Raw genomic sequence first — 18,189 nt, 5'->3', positions numbered from 1 at the left:
AAGCGCTACTATGCCGACTTTTTGTTAGTTCGGCAATGGCATAAAAAAGCCCGCGAGTCGCGGGCTTCGATGACTGTGTTATTCCCACTCTATGGTGGCGGGCGGTTTGCCCGAAATATCGTAGGTGACTCGCGAAATACCGTCGACTTCGTTAATGATACGATTCGACACTTTTTCCAATAATTCGTACGGTAAATGTGCCCAACGTGCGGTCATGAAATCGATAGTTTCGACTGCGCGCAGTGAAACAACCCAATCATACTTGCGCTGATCGCCCATAACACCGACCGAGCGTACGGGTAAGAACACCGCAAATGCTTGGCTTACTTTGTGATACCAATCGGCTTTGTGCAACTCATCAATAAAGATCGCATCGGCGCGGCGCAATAAGTCACAGTACTCTTTCTTAATCTCGCCCAATACGCGCACACCCAGACCCGGCCCTGGGAACGGATGACGATAAAGCATGTTATAAGGCAGACCGAGTTCTAGACCAATTTTGCGTACTTCGTCTTTAAACAGCTCGCGCAATGGTTCAACTAAACCGAGTTTCATATCCTCGGGCAAGCCACCTACGTTGTGATGCGATTTAATGACGTGTGCTTTACCGGTTTTTGAACCTGCTGACTCAATGACATCGGGGTAGATGGTGCCTTGCGCCAGCCAGTCGACTTCGGTCAACTGAGACGCTTGCTCGTCGAAGATCTCAATAAAGGTATTACCGATAATTTTGCGTTTCTTCTCTGGATCCGCTTCGCCTTTCAGCGCGTCTAGGAAGCGTTGCTCCGCTGCGACGGGGATAATGTTTAACCCAAAGTGGTCACCAAACATTTCCATGACTTGATCGGCTTCATTTAAACGCAATAAGCCATTATCAACAAACACGCAGGTGAGCTGTGAGCCAATTGCACGGTGTAACAACATCGCTGTTACCGATGAATCGACGCCACCGCTTAAGCCCAAAATCACTTTATCGCTACCGACTTGCTCACGAATACGCTCGATCGCGTCTTCGATAATCTGTGCGGGCGTCCATTGTTTTTCGCAACCACAGATACCGCTGACAAAATGCTCGAGCATGCGCATGCCCTGACGCGTGTGGGTAACCTCTGGGTGGAACTGGACACCATAAAAACGACGTGATTCATCGGCCATGGCCGCATATGGGCAGTACGAAGTGGTTGCAACGGTGTGGAAACCCTCAGGAATGGCTTCGACTTTATCACCGTGGCTCATCCACACGTCCAACAATGGCTTGCCGTCTTCGCTGACCGCATCTTCGATCGCTTCAAATAAAGGGCTTTCTGTTACGAGCTCGATTTGGGCATAGCCAAATTCACGTTCGAGTGAGCCTTGCACTGAACCACCCAATTGATGCGCCATGGTTTGCATGCCATAGCACACGCCCAAGACAGGGACGCCCGCCTTAAATACATAGTCTGGCGCGCGCGGAGAACCGGCTTCGGTGACGCTTTCTGGTCCACCTGAAAGGATGATGCCTTTAGGGTCGAAGTCTTTAATGTCTTGCTCGTCGACATCCCATGCCCACAGCTCACAGTAAACGCCAATTTCACGGATACGGCGCGCAATTAGTTGGGTATATTGAGAACCGAAGTCTAAAATTAAAATTCGGTGGTCGTGGATATCTCTGCTCATTGTTGGGTCCCAGTAACAGATAAAACTAAAAGTAAAAGAGCCGCCTTAGCGGCGGCTCACAAATCGGTATTAAGAACTGCGGTAGTTTGGCGCTTCTTTGGTGATTTGCACATCGTGTACGTGTGACTCACCCATGCCAGCCGCAGTGACTTTGACAAACTGTGGCTTGGTGCGCATCTCTTCTAAGTTGGCGCAGCCGGTCAAGCCCATCGCTGAGCGTACGCCGCCCATCTGCTGATGAATAATCGCCGAAATAGGGCCTTTATAGGCAATCCGGCCTTCGATACCTTCAGGTACGAGCTTCTCAGCCTCGTTACTATTTTGAAAATAGCGATCCGATGAGCCGTTACGCTGGTTCATCGCGCCTAAGCTGCCCATGCCACGGTATGATTTGTAGTAACGACCTTGATACAGTTCGACTTCGCCTGGTGACTCTTCGGTACCGGCTAACATGCTACCCACCATCACACAGTGCGCGCCTGCTACTAAGGCTTTAGCAATATCGCCAGAGAAGCGAATCCCCCCGTCTGCAATAACGGGTACGCCAGTGCCTTTCAGCGCATCTGCCGCGTCGCTAATCGCAGTGATTTGTGGCACACCACAACCTGTGACGATGCGTGTCGTACAAATAGAACCTGGACCGATACCGACTTTGACTGCGTCTACGCCGGCATCCACCAAGGCTTTCGCACCTGCCGCCGTTGCCACGTTACCGGCAATGATTTGTAAGTTCGGATAGGCTTTCCGGGTTTCTTGGACACGTTTTAGCACACCCTCTGAATGACCGTGCGAGGTATCAATCAGCAGTACGTCAACGCCCGCTTCAACTAACAGCTTAATGCGCTCTTCGGTACCTGGACCTACACCAACCGCTGCACCTACGCGCAACGAGCCGAGTTCATCTTTACAGGCATTCGGTTTGTTTTCGGCTTTTTCAAAGTCTTTGAGGGTGATCATGCCTTTTAATTTGTAGGCATCATCGACCACGAGAATTTTTTCGATGCGGTGCTTATGCATTAACTGCAAGATTTCATCACTTTGCGCGGTCTCATGTACCGTAACTAGGCGTGATTTATCGCTCATCACTTCCTTTACCGGCTTAGAATCATCGTCCTCAAAACGTGTATCACGACCGGTCACGATACCGACCAAGTCGCCGTTCTTCTCGATTACAGGAAAGCCTTGGAAGCCGTGTTCGGCAGTCAATGCTTTGATCTCACCAATGGTGGTGTCGGGGTTCACGGTGACAGGATCATTGACCATGCCACTCTCGTACTTTTTCACTTTGCGTACGTGTGCTGCTTGATCTTCAGGTGTCATATTCTTGTGGATGAACCCTAGGCCGCCTTCTTGCGCCAGCGCGATAGCGAGTGGTGCTTCTGTGACGGTATCCATCGCTGCTGAAACCAACGGGATATTGAGCGTGATACCACGCGTTAATTGGGTTTTGAGATCCGCTTGATGCGGTAATACGTTTGAGTGCCCTGGGACAAGTAGGACGTCGTCGAAAGTAAGGGCTTCTTGGGCGATTCGCAGCATTTGCAACACTCCGTGACTGGATTCATGTTGCGTGTGGATTTTACTCGATAATGGTTATTTTAGCAACTTATTCTGAACACTTTCTAACGTTAAATTCACCACCTGCTACTTTAACACTGAGCTTTTGTTCTGCTTGCGTCTGCTCAGGTTGCGTAATCACATGCCCCTCTTCATCTCGCACAATAGCGTACCCTCTATCAAGAGTATTCAGTGGGCTCACTAAGTTTAATGCGTGCAGTAACGCCCGGTGGCGCTGGTGTTGTTGTTTGAGCCATGCTTCAGCCACTAACGGTATACGTTGCTGAATCTGCGAGAGCTTTTGTTGAGCGCGCGACAATTCACGTTGCGGGTGGACTTGCTGCAAGCGTTGGATAACATGCTGACGTCGCTGTTGCTGATTAACCAAGGTTCGCTGCTGGGCACGATACACACGCGCTAATAATTCATCTAAACGCTGGCTTTGTTGTTGCAGCTGTCGTTGCGGATGCTGCTGATTCAATCGAATTTGTAGTTGTTGTAGTAAACTGTGTTGACGCTCTATGCGGCGCTTTTGGCCCGTCGCCAAACGCTGTTGCAACTGCTGTAAACGATTGACTTGAGCGCTACGATCTTGGGTCACCTGCTCGGCGGCTGCCGAGGGTGTCGGCGCTCGCAAGTCGGCGATAAAATCACAAATTGTAAAATCAACCTCGTGGCCGACCGCACTGATAACAGGCATCGGGGCATCAAGTAACAAGCGCCCAACCTGCTCATCATTAAAACACCAAAGGTCTTCTAACGAGCCACCGCCACGGGTTACTATCAGCACATCAACTTCATTACGCTGAAACGCAGTGTGTAATGCGTTTTTTATTTGCGGTATTGCGGCGTCACCTTGCACGGCGGTCGGGTAAATAATGACCTCGACGCTCGGATCGCGGCGCTTCATCACCGCTAACACATCTTGAATAGCTGCACCTGTCGGCGACGTGATAACACCAACACGGCGGATGTGTTCCGGCAGTGGCCGCTTGCGTTCTTGCGCAAATAAGCCCTCGGCCGCAAGTTTTACTTTAAGCTGCTCGAACTGCTGCTGTAGCAAGCCGATACCGGCTTCTTCCATATGCTCAACAATGAGTTGGTAGTCGCCGCGCGGCTCGTACACCGTCACCCGACCACGCACCAATACTTGTAAGCCATTTTGCGGGCGTACTTTGGCGCGCTGATTATTACCACGGAACATGGCACAACGTATCTGGGCGCGTTCATCCTTTAAGGTGAGGTACCAATGACCCGAGTTTGGTGCGGCAAAGTTGGAGATTTCGCCCATCAACCATACGTGTCCAAAGCCCTGCTCTATTGCCTTGCGGATATCGCTGTTGAGTTGTGTGACGGTATATATCGACATGGGCAAATCATAGCACACCCGAAGTGCGTGCCACCACACCACATTTAGACGTCTAAACACCTTGACGGTTAAACGTAAATATTGCTAAATTAACCTCATCCATTAATCGGCGTTGAGGTCATCATGGTTTTTCCGGTAGGACGCTCCTTTTATACAGAAACACCTCATGGACGGGTGAAAGGCTTTCGTTTCGGCAATGTTGATGCGGAACCCGAAAATACAGTGATTGTGCAGGGCGGTATCAGCGCCAGTGGTCAGCTTTGGCGCTTAGACGGTCATGGGTGGTGGCAGTCGTTACACCCGCTATTTGCGCCGCACCCTGAGCTGCAAGTGATCAGTTTAGATTATCTCGGCGGTGTCGGTGGTTCTGATACGCCAGAAGAGCCTATCACTCTGTCGCAGCACGCTGAGGCTTATGCCAGCGTATTGCGTTCACTCGGTTTAACACAACCAGGTGCCTGGTTGGGTGGTTCGTTTGGCGGCGTACTTGGTTTGCAGTTGGTACAGGATGGGCTCATTAAACCCGATGCACTGGTCGTGATTGGCGCGGCCCATCAACCATCGGTGCAATCGGCTGCACTGCGCCTATTTCAGCAAGCGTTATTGCAACAAGCTGATTGTTCCCAACAAGGCGTCGTGTTGGCGCGGGCACTGGCCATGTTGACTTACCGCAGCGCAGATGAATTTGAGCAGCGCTTTAATGATGGCGATGAAGCCTTTAGCTATTTACTGGCGCAAGGTGAAAAGTTACTTAAGCGGCATGGCCAGCATGCGCAGAGCTTGTTTACCCATTTGACGCCTATTTTAAACGAGTACCGAATCGACCCATCGCGCGTTACGGTGCCGGTGCAACTGGTTGGCTTTGAGTCCGACATTATTGCGCCCCCGCGCTTGATGCATCAGTTAGAGGCGGCGTTACCTGATTGCCGTGGACTCGCCCTGATTGATACACCCTTTGGTCACGACGGCTTTATTAAGAACGTAGCCGACTACGCCGCTGTTGTGCGCCATTTTTTGCCCCAACTAGAGACGACACGGGGTGCTCAATCACCCCTGACCGAGGATATTTTATGAAAGACGAAACGTTAGCGATTCATCATGGTTATACCACCGACGCAACTACCAAGGCGGTTGCTACGCCGATTTATCAGTCGGTCGCTTTTGAGTTTGATAACGCCCAGCATGGGGCCGATCTATTTGATTTGACGGTGCCGGGTAATATTTATTCGCGCATTATGAATCCGACTCATGATGTGCTCGAGCAACGCGTTGCCGAGCTCGAACATGGCATCGCAGCACTCGCCGTTGCATCGGGGATGGCTGCGATTGAGTATGCGCTGATCACGCTCGCCAGTCAGGGCGATAATATTGTCACTACGCCGCAGCTCTATGGGGGCACCTATACCTTGTTCCGCCACATGCTGCCCTCGTTTGGCATCGAGGTACGCTTTGCTGAAAATGATACAGCAGAAGCGGTTGCTGCGCTCATTGATGACAACACCAAAGCCGTTTATTGTGAAACCATTGGCAACCCCGCGGGTAATGTAGCGGATTTAGAAGGACTCGCTGAGGTCGCTCATGCCCAAGGCGTACCGTTAGTGGTTGATAACACAGTGGCTTCACCGGTGCTCTGTAAACCCATCGATTTTGGCGCCGATATTGTCGTGCACTCGTTAACCAAGTATATCGGTGGCCACGGGACCTCGGTGGGCGGACTGATCGTGGACTCAGGTCGTTTTGACTGGGTTAAGCATAAAGACCGCTTCCCACAGTTTAGTCAGCCGGAGCCCGCGTATCATGGCATTGTCTATACCGAGGCATTTGAGTCTGCTGCTTTTATTGCGCGGGTCAGGACCGTTGCGCTGCGCAATACCGGTGCGGCGATTTCACCGTTTAATGCGTTTTTAATCCTGCAAGGGCTCGAAACGCTCCCGCTACGGATCGAGCGTCATTGCGAAAACGCACTGAAAGTGGCTGAGTATTTGCGTGAGCATCCGCAGGTTGATTGGGTTCGTTTTGCCGGCTTTGAGGATGATGCTTATTACCAACGGGTGCAAAAATACATTAATGGCGGTGTTCCTGCTTCGCTGCTGACCTTTGGTATCAAAGGTGGCTTTGAGGCGGGCGTGCGCTTTTACGACGCATTGGCGTTGTTCAAACGTTTGGTCAACATTGGTGATGCGAAAAGTTTAGCGTGTCATCCTGCCTCAACCACTCACCGCCAGCTCAATGAGCAAGAACAAGCGGCGGTTGGTGTGACACCTGAGGCGATACGCCTTTGTGTGGGTATCGAACACATTGATGATATCCTTGCGGATATCGAGCAAGCCTTACAGCAAGCATAAAAAAACGGGGCTGAGACCCCGTTTAGTCATCTTATTCTTTGTCTTCTTTTTTGATATGGACATCCATTTGTGGGAACGGAATACCAATACCTTCTTCATCTAACCGATCTTTAATCTTCTCGAGTAAGTCCCAGCGCGTTGGCCAGTGATCTTCGGTTTTAGTCCACGGACGCACATTAAAGTCCACTGACGAACTATTGAGTGCTGTAACGGTCACGACAGGCTCTGGATCTTGCAAGATGCGCTCGTCATTTTTGAGCACCTCCATTAATACTTTCTTGGTTTTTTGCAAGTTAGCGCTGTAACTGACACCGATCACCAAATCGATACGACGGATCGGTTCGCGGTTGTAGTTAGTAATAGCGCTGCCAATCACTTGTGAGTTCGGCAGATAGACCACTTTACGATCCGGTGTTTTTAAGATGGTCTGGAAGATATTAATTTCTTCAACCGTACCTGCTGTCCCTGCGGCTTCGACGTACTCACCCGAACGAATAGGACGGAACATGATTAATAATACGCCCGACGCGATGTTCGAGAGTGAACCTTGCAATGCTAAACCGATGGCAAGACCCGCGGCACCTAATATGGCAATAAACGATGTGGTTTCAACACCGATTTGATTCAATGCGACCATCAATGCGGCGATGAAAATCAGTGATTTAACAATGGCTGTTAAAAAGCTGATAACAGCATTGTCGACCTGACGTTTTTGCATCCCTTTGCGCATGATTGAGGCGAGGATTCGCGTCACTATTGAAGCGGCAAACAGAATAACAATCGCGACAATCACTTTGATCGAATATTCGATCAGCATGTCTTGGTTATTATTAATCCAATCAATTATAGCTTGCATCAAAATGTCCTTTTGTTGGCAACGATACGGATATATATAGCATCTGATTTCTTGAAGATGCGTTCAGATTAACGATTTATTTTGATCTCGGCAAGTTGGCAAACACTAAATTGAGAAACGATAACGTCCCTGATTGTCCGGTCGTCCTAAATAGCTCAACATTTTTGCCAGTCCTTCGGGCGTTCTGGGATTGGGTTGCACCGTACCATTCACACGTATTGAACTGGGGCTCACCGTACCCTCGAAATTAAGACCTAAACTGTTCTCTCCCGCCATCGACAGGGCTACTGCCCCGGCTTGTGCACAGCTTAGGCTAAGCGGAAAATCACCCAGCGGCTCCCAGCGGTGATTAACCAGTACGCGAATGTTCGAACCTGACGCGTTTCCTTTTAATGCACTACAAAGCTTGGCGCCCGACAGATCATTCAGTGCATAATTTTCTAATGCGATACGCCATTGTCCTTCTGTCTTTAGTGGCATATTAAAATTAACCAGTTGCATCAGCGGCGCCAACTCACCTGTCGCACGCAGTTGAGTCAATTCAATCGAACTCAATGACGCACTGCCTGATGCTTGCGCGGCCAGTGGATTATTTTTGCTCGGTACCGTCACTGAAAAGCCGAGTTGACCGGTAATCAGCTGACTCGGTGCCAGTGACCAGCTGACGTTATGAAAAGCGGTATGATTAACCACCGCATAACCAATCCGGCCTTGCCATAACGTGCCCGATACTTGCTCAACATAAATGCCGGCTGGCATTGGCAACCAATGCACCACTGCCGCCGGCATATAGGCAATCAGTGCAATGAGATAGACTGGAATTAACCACAACCACTTCTTCATGATTTCTCCGTTACCAACACTTGTCGCACACGTACTTTGCCGGGCTCGTCTAATCGCGCTAAATCGAGTGTTGTCACTTGCAATTGATAGGTCTGTTCAAGCGCATATAACCAGCTCATGGCTTGTTGATACGAGGTTTCATCGACACTGACGATGAGTCCATTGTTTTGCGGCTGCATCCGTGCAATTTGGATCTTATTGCTGGCAGCCGCTTCGTTGACGCGCTGCGACAACGACCCACTGACCTCGGATTGTGCTTGGGTTGCAGACAATGACTGATAGCGTGCCACTTGTTCACGCAGCCAGAGTAACTGTTGCTGTTGCCCCTCTAAGCGCCGTTCAGCTAATTGCTGGGCGCTATAGGTGGGTTGCCAGATGGCAAAGTAGATTATGGCAACGATGATAACAGCACCGAGCCCTTTCACGAGGTTTTGCTCACGTACCGCAAGTTGCGCCCAGCGCTGTTGCGCACTTTGTACTAGGGGCGTTTGCGTGAGTTTTTGTAGTAATGGTGTAAGACGACTCATGAACGACCTCCTTGATAGGCAATAGTCAAGGTGCCTGCGACACCGTCACCACGATTATTCAGCGCGCCCTGCTGCACCTCAAAACCGAGTTGTTGTGCTTGGTTCTGGAAGGCCTCGAATTGTGAGAAGTTTTGTGCCACTGCTTGCATCCGCAGTGCGCCATCTTGATAACGCAGCAACTCAAGGCTCAGTTGTGGTTGTTGTAAAAACGCCGGCGCCAACTGGTCCAGCATCGCTAATGCCGATGGCATGGCTTGATCATCGATACCTAAGGATTGTAATTGCTGACGCATCTGCGCGCGTAGATTAACGATGCGTGTTTGATTCGGAAACGTCTCTTTGTATAACGTTTCGGCTTGCTGCTGTAGCTGCTCTGCTTGGTGATTTAAATAGGCTGTTTTGACCCAGCTACTCGCCAGCGTCACTGCCAGAGCGATACCTGCCGCCCACGCCAGCGGCTGCCAACGTATTTCAAGGGTTCGTTTGGCTCGCTTGGGTGCATACCGTTGACCGCGAATATCAAGACTGACCCGCTGGTTGGCAAACGCCACCATCGGCAGTTCACTGTTGGCAAATTCGAGCGCTAGCGCACTGCCGTTGAGCGCGATATCGGAATAAGCGACCACTTGGTTGGTTTGTGGGTACTCACGCTGTTTTAACCCGACCACGGTGTCCGCCAATGTTTGTTCAACGGCCAAACCATCCCAACGTCCCATACGAATGAGCACGTCGTCAGCAATTTGCACACCTGTCCACTGTTGTTCGCTCTCTGGTTCTGGCAGCATCAGGTAGTCAACCGCCCACTCATCGGCTTCAAGATGTGCTGCGGCCAACCATTGCTGCCACTGCTGCATTTCACTATGACGGACAACCGCGACGGGGATCTGGCCTTCTTTAATGCCGTTTTCCGCCCAAGCAAAATGCAGGCTATCAATGTCATCTGCCAGTTCATCTTCCAACGCGTAAGGGATTAGCTTATCGAGGTGACGTTTGCCACTGTTAGGAATGGTGACTTTACGCATCGAAATCGCTTGCCCCGGACACAACAGGGTCACCTGACAGCGCTTTGCCTGCTCGGTCAGCTGCGTCAGTTCAGCTGGATCATTGAGCTCACCACTAGCAATCACTTCGGCACCTGAGGGCTGCCAAATCAGCCAGCTTATTCGTGGCTCGGCATCGGAGGCCGGTAACCTGATGAGTAAGCGTTCTTGCATATCAATCTTCTCCCATGGCTCGGTACACAACACGCGCTTGACCTGCTGTCACATGTAGCACTGAGCGAGCGGTGGTCTCTAACGACCCCCATTGTATATAAGCTTGTAGTAAAAAGTACTCACTGCTAACAGCGAGTTCATCGAGCGAGCCGGTTTCACTGTCCTGCGCCCCCGTAAGTAAACTATCTTGCAGCAATTCTTCGCGGCTTTCATAGCCCTGTTCAGGACGTGCTTGGATCAATTGTTTGGCACCATCCAAGGTTAGCTTACCTTGAGTCGCCGCCACCAGCAAAACCGCGCGCTCTTCATCGAGCGTGTTGACGTTAATACGTAACTCTGCGTTACCGGGAATAGCACATACGTAGGGCTTAATACGTTGCACGACTTCAGCCGTAAAACCTTTAATCATACGCAGCTCACTGACATCAAATAACAACCCATTGGCGGTTTGATAAGGGTGTGGTAACGCTTCGTAATCGGGATCTTCGGCACCACTTTGCGACAGTTCACTGTCGCTGTCGAGCCAGTCGGTCAGTGCGCCTGCCAAACTCTCGGCTTGGAAGGCATCAAGCTCTAGGCTCACGAGTAGTTGTTGAAACTGCTTGCGGCGTTTTTCAAGGCTGAGGCCTTGCTGCTCAGTGCCAGCTAAACTGTTGAGGTTGAAACAACTACGCAAATCCTTTACTTGCGCAGCTATCTGTCCGCCTTCCACCGGGAACGGCCCGGCGCGTTGTGCCCAGTTCTGATTGGCATGAACGATGCCGTCATCACGTTCGATTTCCTGTTGCAGCACTTCCTTGAGAACGGCTTCGCCGCTTAGCCACATCCAATAGCTTTGTTCTGATTGTTCAAAGCTGGCCGTGCGCGTCACTTGGCGTTGTAACTGAGTACCCAAGTTCGTTGCAATGACAGCGATGATAGCCATCACCAACAACACGGTAATAAGAGCGACACCTTGCTGCTTACGCATTGTTGTCACCCTCTTTCTTGACCGTTTGTGCAGGCTCAACACCGGTTAAAAAGCGCCGTCTAATTTCGCCGTAGTCTTCACTGTTAATCGTTAACTCGATGGCGGCCGGGAAGTCATCCGGTGTTTCCCAGCTAGTGCGCCAGCCGGCCTCAATGCCTTGATTCGATTGCGACTGTTGAGACGAACGATAAAAGCGTACTTGAAAGGACTTTACCCCCTCCAGCAGATCTTGCACCACAGGCTCACCACTGCGGTCGTTCACATACGGGTAGGTCATACGCTGTAAAACATTATCTTGCACGCGATAGACCACCGGCTGAAGTTCACTGCGTGGCAACATTAAGCCAGGGTTATCGTAACCGCTGCGCACAAATCCTAAGACGCCACTTTGTGATTCAATAATGCGTTCGTCGTTAGTAATCAGCTGTTGTGCGACTTCTAAACCATTGGGACGCGTCGGCTTAGGCACCGCTTGGCGCATGTCTTGTTGGATAAGCAGCCAAGTGAATTGCAGTTGTTCGATACGTTCGGAGGATTCTTCCGACAAGCTTTTGGTACGCGACATTTGGTCAAGCACCGTGTAACTTGCGAGCCCTATCAAGGTAAAAATAACCATGGTGACCATGATCTCAACTAAGGTGAAACCGCGTTCAGAGCGCATTATCGCCTCCGTCGGTATCGGCTAATTGAGGTTTACGAATATATTGGGTCAGTCGCGCCCATTGGTAATCCTGCTCCCCCTGTGTGACTTCAATAGTCACCGCCACCACATTGGGTGTGACCGTTTCAACCACTTGTTGCCGCCATTGCCACTCAACGCCGCCTTGGCGTTCACTACCGCGCTGATTATCTTTAATCGGCCAAGTGGTTGTTAGATTCAGCTCGGTCAGCCGATTAGCCGCTACGTACTGGGCAAAGGTGCGCTGTTGTATGGTGCTTAAACTATTAAGGTGACCGCTTGCAGCCGACACAGCCGCCAGTGCCGCCATCGCAAAGATGGCGATGGCAACCATGACCTCGATTAATGTAAAACCACGATTATTGCGTTTCATCACTATCTGCTATGCGAGTGGTCCAAGCGCTATCAGCAATTAACCAGTAGCTCGGTTCGGTATCAAAGGGCGCGGCAAACTGAATCGAAAATTGTGTCAACTCACCTGTCGGCAGTATCAGTAACTGAGGCATCGGCTGATCTTCGTCGTCATTATCATCAGACGGCGAAAACAGGGTGTTTTCTAACTGCTTTTCTTGCGCAATAAAGGGCGGTTCATCGATGCGCCACTCGAGACTGAGGTTATCTTGGTAATCCTGAGCGGCTAAGCCCTTTTCATTGACCGCTTGCCAACGCCAGCCCTCTTCGGTTTGCTGCCACCTTAAAAACTCATACCCTTCGGTGTTAAGTAACAACCCGAGCGGACGTTGCTCTATCATGGCGCGTTCACGCGCCCACTGGAGCTGGGCTTCCAGTGTGGCGGCGGCGGTTTGTGGCGTGGTTTCATCGCGGGTCATGCTCGGCACAGTAAATACCACCGATGCAGCAATCAAACCCACGATCGCCATCACCACGAGAATCTCAACAAGGGTAAACCCTGATGGCTTGCACGCCGATGAGCGCATTACTTAGTTGGATTCATTGTCTTGTCCGATCATCCAGTTACCAAAATCATCATCAGTGCCTGGCTGTTGATCGGGACCGGGTGAAAAAATATCGATATCGTCGTACTCACCGGGGTTAAGTAACATATAGTCATTACCATACGGGTCTTGCGGCAGACGTTGAATATAGCCGCCATTGCGGTAGTTGCGTGGCTGCGGATCAACATTAGGCCGCTCCACCAAGGCTTCTAAACCTTGTTCTGTGGTTGGAAACATGCCGTTATCTAAGTGATATTGCGCTAACGCGTTCTCAAGCGAGACTAAGTCTGCTGTCACTTTCTGTTTATTCGCCTGCTCTTGGCTGCCCAACACATTGGGTAGAATCATGGTAGCGAGAATACCGATGATGGCGATAACCACCATAATTTCGACCAATGAAAAACCTTGATTTTTACGCATCATATTTAAAACCCTATACTCTGGTTCAACTGCAAAATTGGCTGAATAATTGACAATACAATAAAGAATACAATCCCGGCCATCGAAACGATAAGCACCGGCTCAAAGACTTTGAGTGATATTTGCACCAATGATTCAAATTCTCTGTCTTGGTTATCTGCGGTGCGTCGCAACATTTGCTGTAACTCACCGGATTTCTCACCTGCGGCGATCATGTGGAGCATCATTGGTGGAAACAAACCGGTTTCTTGCAATGCCGCACGCAGTGATGCCCCCTCACGTACCCGCGTTGCCGCTTCGTCGACGGCTTCTCTGATCGCACGGTTACCAATCACCGTGGCTGTGATTTTAAGTCCATCGAGTAACGGCACTGCCGATGACGTAAGTATACTCAAGGTACGCGCGAAACGTGCAGTACTGACGCCCCGAATCACTCGACCTAGCAACGGCAATTTTAACAGCCGTTTATGGTATTTAAGCTCATGTTCAGGCTTCTTTAACCATTGCTTAAAGGCAAACACCAACACCACAATTCCGGCTAAGATAAACAAGCCCCAGTTCTGCAAAAACTCCGATAAACCAATCATAAATTGAGTGGTGGGTGGTAACGTCTGTCCGAGGGTAGAAAAGTTGTGCACGATTTGCGGCACAATAGACACTAGCAGAAAGATCACAATACTGATCGCCACTAATGTCAGCATCACTGGATACACCAAGGCTTGCGTCAACTGGCTCTTCATATGCTGGCGTTGTTCGGTGTAATCGGCTAACTCATCCAGAACTTGGTCCAAGTGACCTGACTTTTCACCCGCGGCAACCATCGCTGTATAAAGCGAATCAAACACTCCGGGATATTCCGCCATCGCCTCAGCCAGACCATAGCCTTCTACCACTTTACTGCGCACCGCCATGAGTAGTTGTTTCATGCGTGGCTTTTCACTTTGGTCTGCCACGGCGAGCAAACACTGCTCAATGGGTAGAGCCGAGTTGACCAAAGTGGATAGCTGGCGAGTAATCAGCGCTAAATCTTGTGCTTTGACACGGCGTACACGACGCCAACGACTTTGCTGTTGACCTTTCTTGTGTTCTTGTTCGGCAGCGGGCATAACATCCATAGGGATGAGCCCTTGATCGCGTAATTGCTGACGCACCTGGCGAATGGTGTCTGCTTCGATGATGCCTTTCTTCTTACGCCCATCTGCCGCCAGCGCATGATACTCAAAAGCCGCCACAGATTACTCCTCGCGCGTCACGCGCAAAACTTCCTCAAGGGTGGTTACGCCATGGCGTACTTTCGCCAAACCATCGCTGCGAATGCTCGGGGTATGCTTACGCACATAGCGTTCAATGGATTGCTCGCCGTGACCGTTATGGATGAGCTCACGTACTTGCTCATCCACTTCGATGAGTTCATGTATGCCCGTACGGCCACGATAACCGGTCTGATTACACTTTTCGCAACCTTGTGCACGGTAAATCGTCAACGCTGAATCAGTCACACCGAGTAGCGCCCGCTCTTTTTCATCGGCCTGATGCGGTTGCTTACAGTCTGGGCACAAGGTCCTTACTAAGCGCTGTGACAACACCGCGAGTAGGCTTGAGGACAACAAGAATGGCTCTACGCCCATATCTTCCAAGCGGGTTATCGCGCCCGCTGCGGTATTAGTATGCAGCGTCGACAAAACCAAGTGACCGGTTAATGAAGCCTGTACAGCAATTTGTGCGGTTTCGATATCGCGGATCTCACCGACCATGACAACATCGGGATCCTGACGCAAAATCGCGCGTAAGCCTCGTGCAAAGGTCATATCGACACGCGGATTAACTTGCGTCTGCCCGATACCATCAATTGCGTATTCTATCGGGTCTTCGACTGTCAAAATGTTGCGGTCTTTCGAGTTAATTTCGGTCAGTCCGGCATAGAGCGTGGTCGACTTACCCGAGCCGGTAGGACCGGTAACCAAGATAATACCGTGAGGTTTATGGATCAGCTCGGCGAATACTTCGCGGTTAGCTTCTGTCATACCGAGTTGCTCGAGATTAAGACGGGCATTGTTTTTATCTAACAAACGCAGCACCACGCGCTCACCGTGATTCGATGGCATAGTCGAAACCCGCACATCGACTGCGCGTCCGGCAATCAGTAAAGAGATACGACCGTCTTGTGGCACTCGCTTCTCGGCAATATCCAGCTGCGCCATAACTTTAATACGCGAAACCAACAATGAAGACAGCTTGCGATTAGGTGTCAGCACCTCACGCAGAACGCCATCGATACGAAAGCGAATGGTTAACTGCTTCTCGTAGGTTTCGATGTGAATATCTGATGCACCTTCTTTAATCGCCTCGCTCAACATCGCGTTGATCAGTTTGATAATAGGCGCGTCATCTTCACTCTCTAATAAATCTTCGGTTTGCGGCAGCTCATCCGCTAATGAGAATAAATCGGACTCATTGCCGATATCTTCCATCAGTTGTTTCGCCTCGGATGAGTCGCGCTGATAGGCTTGGGTCAACAAACGCTCAAATGCTTCGGTATCGTGCCGTTGTAAGGTAAATACCTCGCCTAAACGACGCCGTACCTCAAGTAGCGTCTCTGCTGACGCGCCGTCGCGATGATGCACGACGGGCGGCTCGCCATCTTCAACCACAACACCAAAACGCTTAGCAAAGCTAAAAGGTAAGCGCTTTGTGGCAATATTGCTGGCATCAGTCATCTTGCTGCTCTTTTAACTCTTCTTTAATCGCGCCCTTTTCGTTGAGGTACTCCTCAAAGCTCGGCGGCAAGGTTAAATCGCTGTTCCAGTCGTTCATCACTGGTGTTTCTTTATCAGGCATCAGTGCCACACCACGAGACCGACGATCGAGTTGTAGTGCTCGCATGTAGTTGTATTTTTGCTTACTGATATCAGAGAGCTTACTACCGTTACGAACGATAGTTGGCCGGATAAATACCATCAAGTTGCGCTTTTGTGTGGATGTTGAGGTTGAACTGAACAACCGACCGATAAAGGGAATATCGCCAAGTAATGGAATCTTCGATACCGATTCTTGGACATCCTCATCTATCAAACCGCCTAGAACGATAGTTTCGCCGTCCTCAGCCATCACGGTGGTCTTTAACTCGCGTTTGTTCACGATAACATCGACCGATGTTGCGCCACTTAGACTCGAGACTTCTTGTTCTATTACCATTTGTACGGCATTACCCTCGTTAATTTGCGGGGTGACCTTGAGCTTAATACCGATTTCTTGGCGATCCACTGTTTGGAATGGGCTTTGGTTATCATTGCCGAGTGTGGAGCCTGTGATCGTTGGTACTTCCTGACCGACGAGAAAACTGGCTTCTTCGTTATCAACTGTAACAATACTTGGCGTGGCTAGAATATTAGAGTTGGTATCTTGTGAGACAGCTTGAACAACCGCCGCCCAATCATTTTGGATTGTTCCAAACATCATTCCGTTTACGTTGCCAAGCAAGTTCGCTAGAAGCTCTAAATTGCCACGCTCTTCGGGATTGGTCGTTGTCACTGTTTGACCATTATCGTTGACGGTAGTCACCGATGTACCCTCGCGCGGGCGAGCCTGGTAAGCTGCTGCGGCTAAACTACCGATCGGAACTTGGTTACCCGTATTGTATTGAACTAAGCCGCCATTTTCACTGATCCATTGGATACCAAAATCGACATTATCGCCTTCTAATACCTCAACGATAATCGCCTCGACTTGCACTTGCGCTCGACGAATATCGAGATCACGGATTACGTTCTCAAGCGCTGCTAACATGTCGGGTTCAGCGGTTATTACCACCGTGTTAGTGGATTCATGCGCACTGATACTGATGCTGTTATCAGCACGGTTTCGTACTGAATTCTGGCCCGTTTGTTTCGCTTCTTCCGCTTTGATCGACTGACTGACGTTTTGTAATACTTCGACCATTTCTTCGGCGCGCGCATACTTGAGGTAGTAAACGCGGGTGTTACCTTCAGTTTTAAGGTCTTGGTCGAGTTGCTTTATCAATTTAACAACCCGAGAACGTGCGCGCGGCTCACCGCTGACAATAACGCTGTTACTGCGTTCATCGGCGACAATTTTCGGAATCAATAATGCAGGTGTGCCATCGGCATTCGCTTTTTCAAATAAATTTTGCGCAATCCCTACCAGTTCACGTGCCGAAGCATACTGCAGTTCCACGATGTCGACATCCTGGTCACCGGCTTTATCAACACGTTCGATAATTTGCACCAAACGAGAAATCGTCTCGGCACGACCTGTCATCATGATGACATTGGAGGGGTCATAGCTTACCACCATACCGCCGCCCGTTTGATCGTTTAGCTGACGTAATAACGGTGCCAACTCACGCACTGAGACGTTTTCTACCGGCACCACGCGAGTGATCATGGTGTCGCCTTGTTCGTTTTGGTCACCTGCGACTACCGGTAAAGGCGCGTGTTGAGCGTCTTTATCACGGATGACTTTAATCACACCGGAGTCCATTTGCACTGCGGCAAAGCCATAGACTTCTAAGACGTTCAAAAAGAATTGGTAGTACTGTTCTTGATTCATCACGTCGTAGCTACGCACATCAATGGTGCCACGTACATTGGGATCGATGATGATAGTTTTGCCCAGGTTACGTCCGACAACTTGGATAAACTCGGTAATATCCGTATTTTTAAAACTAGCGGCGTACTCTTGCGCAATTGACGGCGCGGGCATTGTCATTGATACCGACCCAATAGCGATAGCCAGCGCGCTCAACCATGTTTTTGGACCAAAACGGGTAACTGTCAT

At 50.2% G+C, this 18,189-nt stretch carries 17 protein-coding genes; 2 read left to right on the top strand and 15 right to left on the bottom strand.

Going from position 1 to position 18,189, the window contains the following annotated elements:
- Positions 1 to 78 precede the first annotated feature (78 nt).
- The 3 genes from guaA to xseA form a co-directional block, all read right to left on the bottom strand.
- The gene (gene guaA / locus ABNS04_RS01250) at positions 79 to 1,656 is read right to left on the bottom strand and encodes a glutamine-hydrolyzing GMP synthase (protein WP_272977373.1); all 1,578 of its coding nucleotides are present in this window, start codon (positions 1,654 to 1,656) and stop codon (positions 79 to 81) included.
- Between the two features lie 69 nt (positions 1,657 to 1,725).
- Entirely contained in the window at positions 1,726 to 3,195 is a 1,470-nt protein-coding gene (guaB, locus tag ABNS04_RS01245) for an IMP dehydrogenase (protein WP_006956910.1), read from the bottom strand.
- Positions 3,196 to 3,262: 67 nt separating this feature from the next.
- Positions 3,263 to 4,582 carry an exodeoxyribonuclease VII large subunit gene (xseA, locus tag ABNS04_RS01240; protein ID WP_272977374.1) on the bottom strand — a complete coding sequence of 440 codons (1,320 nt, stop codon included), beginning with the start codon at positions 4,580 to 4,582 and terminating at the stop codon, positions 3,263 to 3,265.
- A 123-nt stretch (positions 4,583 to 4,705) separates the two neighbouring features.
- Between xseA and ABNS04_RS01235 the strand changes: the two genes are divergently transcribed.
- Both ABNS04_RS01235 and ABNS04_RS01230 read left to right on the top strand, forming a co-directional pair.
- A complete protein-coding gene (locus tag ABNS04_RS01235; RefSeq protein ID WP_272977375.1) occupies positions 4,706 to 5,656 on the top strand; it encodes an alpha/beta fold hydrolase in 951 nt (316 codons plus the stop codon).
- Entirely contained in the window at positions 5,653 to 6,927 is a 1,275-nt protein-coding gene (locus tag ABNS04_RS01230; protein WP_272977376.1) for an O-acetylhomoserine aminocarboxypropyltransferase/cysteine synthase family protein, read from the top strand. Before ABNS04_RS01235 ends, ABNS04_RS01230 begins: the two co-directional genes overlap by 4 nt.
- A 31-nt stretch (positions 6,928 to 6,958) precedes the next feature.
- On the opposite strand, the gene ABNS04_RS01225 is transcribed toward ABNS04_RS01230, so the two are convergent.
- The 12 genes from ABNS04_RS01225 to gspD form a co-directional block, all read right to left on the bottom strand.
- Complete coding sequence (locus ABNS04_RS01225) at positions 6,959 to 7,783, bottom strand: mechanosensitive ion channel domain-containing protein (RefSeq protein ID WP_006956914.1); 825 nt, start codon at positions 7,781 to 7,783, stop codon at positions 6,959 to 6,961.
- A 105-nt stretch (positions 7,784 to 7,888) separates the two neighbouring features.
- On the bottom strand, positions 7,889 to 8,626 hold the full coding sequence (locus ABNS04_RS01220; RefSeq protein ID WP_272977377.1) for a type II secretion system protein N: 738 nt from the start codon (positions 8,624 to 8,626) through the stop codon (positions 7,889 to 7,891).
- The gene (locus tag ABNS04_RS01215) at positions 8,623 to 9,153 is read right to left on the bottom strand and encodes a type II secretion system protein M (RefSeq protein ID WP_286681441.1); all 531 of its coding nucleotides are present in this window, start codon (positions 9,151 to 9,153) and stop codon (positions 8,623 to 8,625) included. Before ABNS04_RS01215 ends, ABNS04_RS01220 begins: the two co-directional genes overlap by 4 nt.
- Positions 9,150 to 10,367 carry a type II secretion system protein GspL gene (gene gspL, locus ABNS04_RS01210; RefSeq protein ID WP_272978688.1) on the bottom strand — a complete coding sequence of 406 codons (1,218 nt, stop codon included), beginning with the start codon at positions 10,365 to 10,367 and terminating at the stop codon, positions 9,150 to 9,152. Before gspL ends, ABNS04_RS01215 begins: the two co-directional genes overlap by 4 nt.
- Position 10,368: 1 nt before the next feature.
- Positions 10,369 to 11,337, bottom strand: a complete 969-nt coding sequence (gene gspK, locus ABNS04_RS01205) for a type II secretion system minor pseudopilin GspK (protein WP_272978689.1) — start codon at positions 11,335 to 11,337, stop codon at positions 10,369 to 10,371.
- Complete coding sequence (gene gspJ / locus ABNS04_RS01200) at positions 11,330 to 11,998, bottom strand: type II secretion system minor pseudopilin GspJ (protein ID WP_006956919.1); 669 nt, start codon at positions 11,996 to 11,998, stop codon at positions 11,330 to 11,332. The genes gspK and gspJ overlap by 8 nt, the downstream gene beginning before the upstream one ends.
- Positions 11,988 to 12,389, bottom strand: coding sequence for a type II secretion system minor pseudopilin GspI (gene gspI / locus ABNS04_RS01195; protein WP_006956920.1), 402 nt, complete (start codon positions 12,387 to 12,389; stop codon positions 11,988 to 11,990). The genes gspJ and gspI overlap by 11 nt, the downstream gene beginning before the upstream one ends.
- A complete protein-coding gene (gene gspH, locus ABNS04_RS01190; RefSeq protein ID WP_272978692.1) occupies positions 12,376 to 12,954 on the bottom strand; it encodes a type II secretion system minor pseudopilin GspH in 579 nt (192 codons plus the stop codon). The genes gspI and gspH overlap by 14 nt, the downstream gene beginning before the upstream one ends.
- Before the next feature lie 3 nt (positions 12,955 to 12,957).
- Positions 12,958 to 13,395, bottom strand: a complete 438-nt coding sequence (gspG, locus tag ABNS04_RS01185; RefSeq protein WP_006956922.1) for a type II secretion system major pseudopilin GspG — start codon at positions 13,393 to 13,395, stop codon at positions 12,958 to 12,960.
- A 2-nt stretch (positions 13,396 to 13,397) separates the two neighbouring features.
- Entirely contained in the window at positions 13,398 to 14,624 is a 1,227-nt protein-coding gene (gene gspF, locus ABNS04_RS01180) for a type II secretion system inner membrane protein GspF (RefSeq protein ID WP_006956923.1), read from the bottom strand.
- A 3-nt stretch (positions 14,625 to 14,627) separates the two neighbouring features.
- Positions 14,628 to 16,109, bottom strand: a complete 1,482-nt coding sequence (gene gspE / locus ABNS04_RS01175) for a type II secretion system ATPase GspE (protein WP_272978694.1) — start codon at positions 16,107 to 16,109, stop codon at positions 14,628 to 14,630.
- Entirely contained in the window at positions 16,102 to 18,189 is a 2,088-nt protein-coding gene (gspD, locus tag ABNS04_RS01170) for a type II secretion system secretin GspD (RefSeq protein WP_272978696.1), read from the bottom strand. The genes gspE and gspD overlap by 8 nt, the downstream gene beginning before the upstream one ends.

The sequence above is a fragment of the uncultured Idiomarina sp. genome, from assembly GCF_964010655.1.
Taxonomy (GTDB): domain Bacteria; phylum Pseudomonadota; class Gammaproteobacteria; order Enterobacterales; family Alteromonadaceae; genus Idiomarina; species Idiomarina baltica.
Note: the sequence above shows the minus strand (reverse complement) of the source record. Positions and strands in the feature narration are given on the sequence as shown.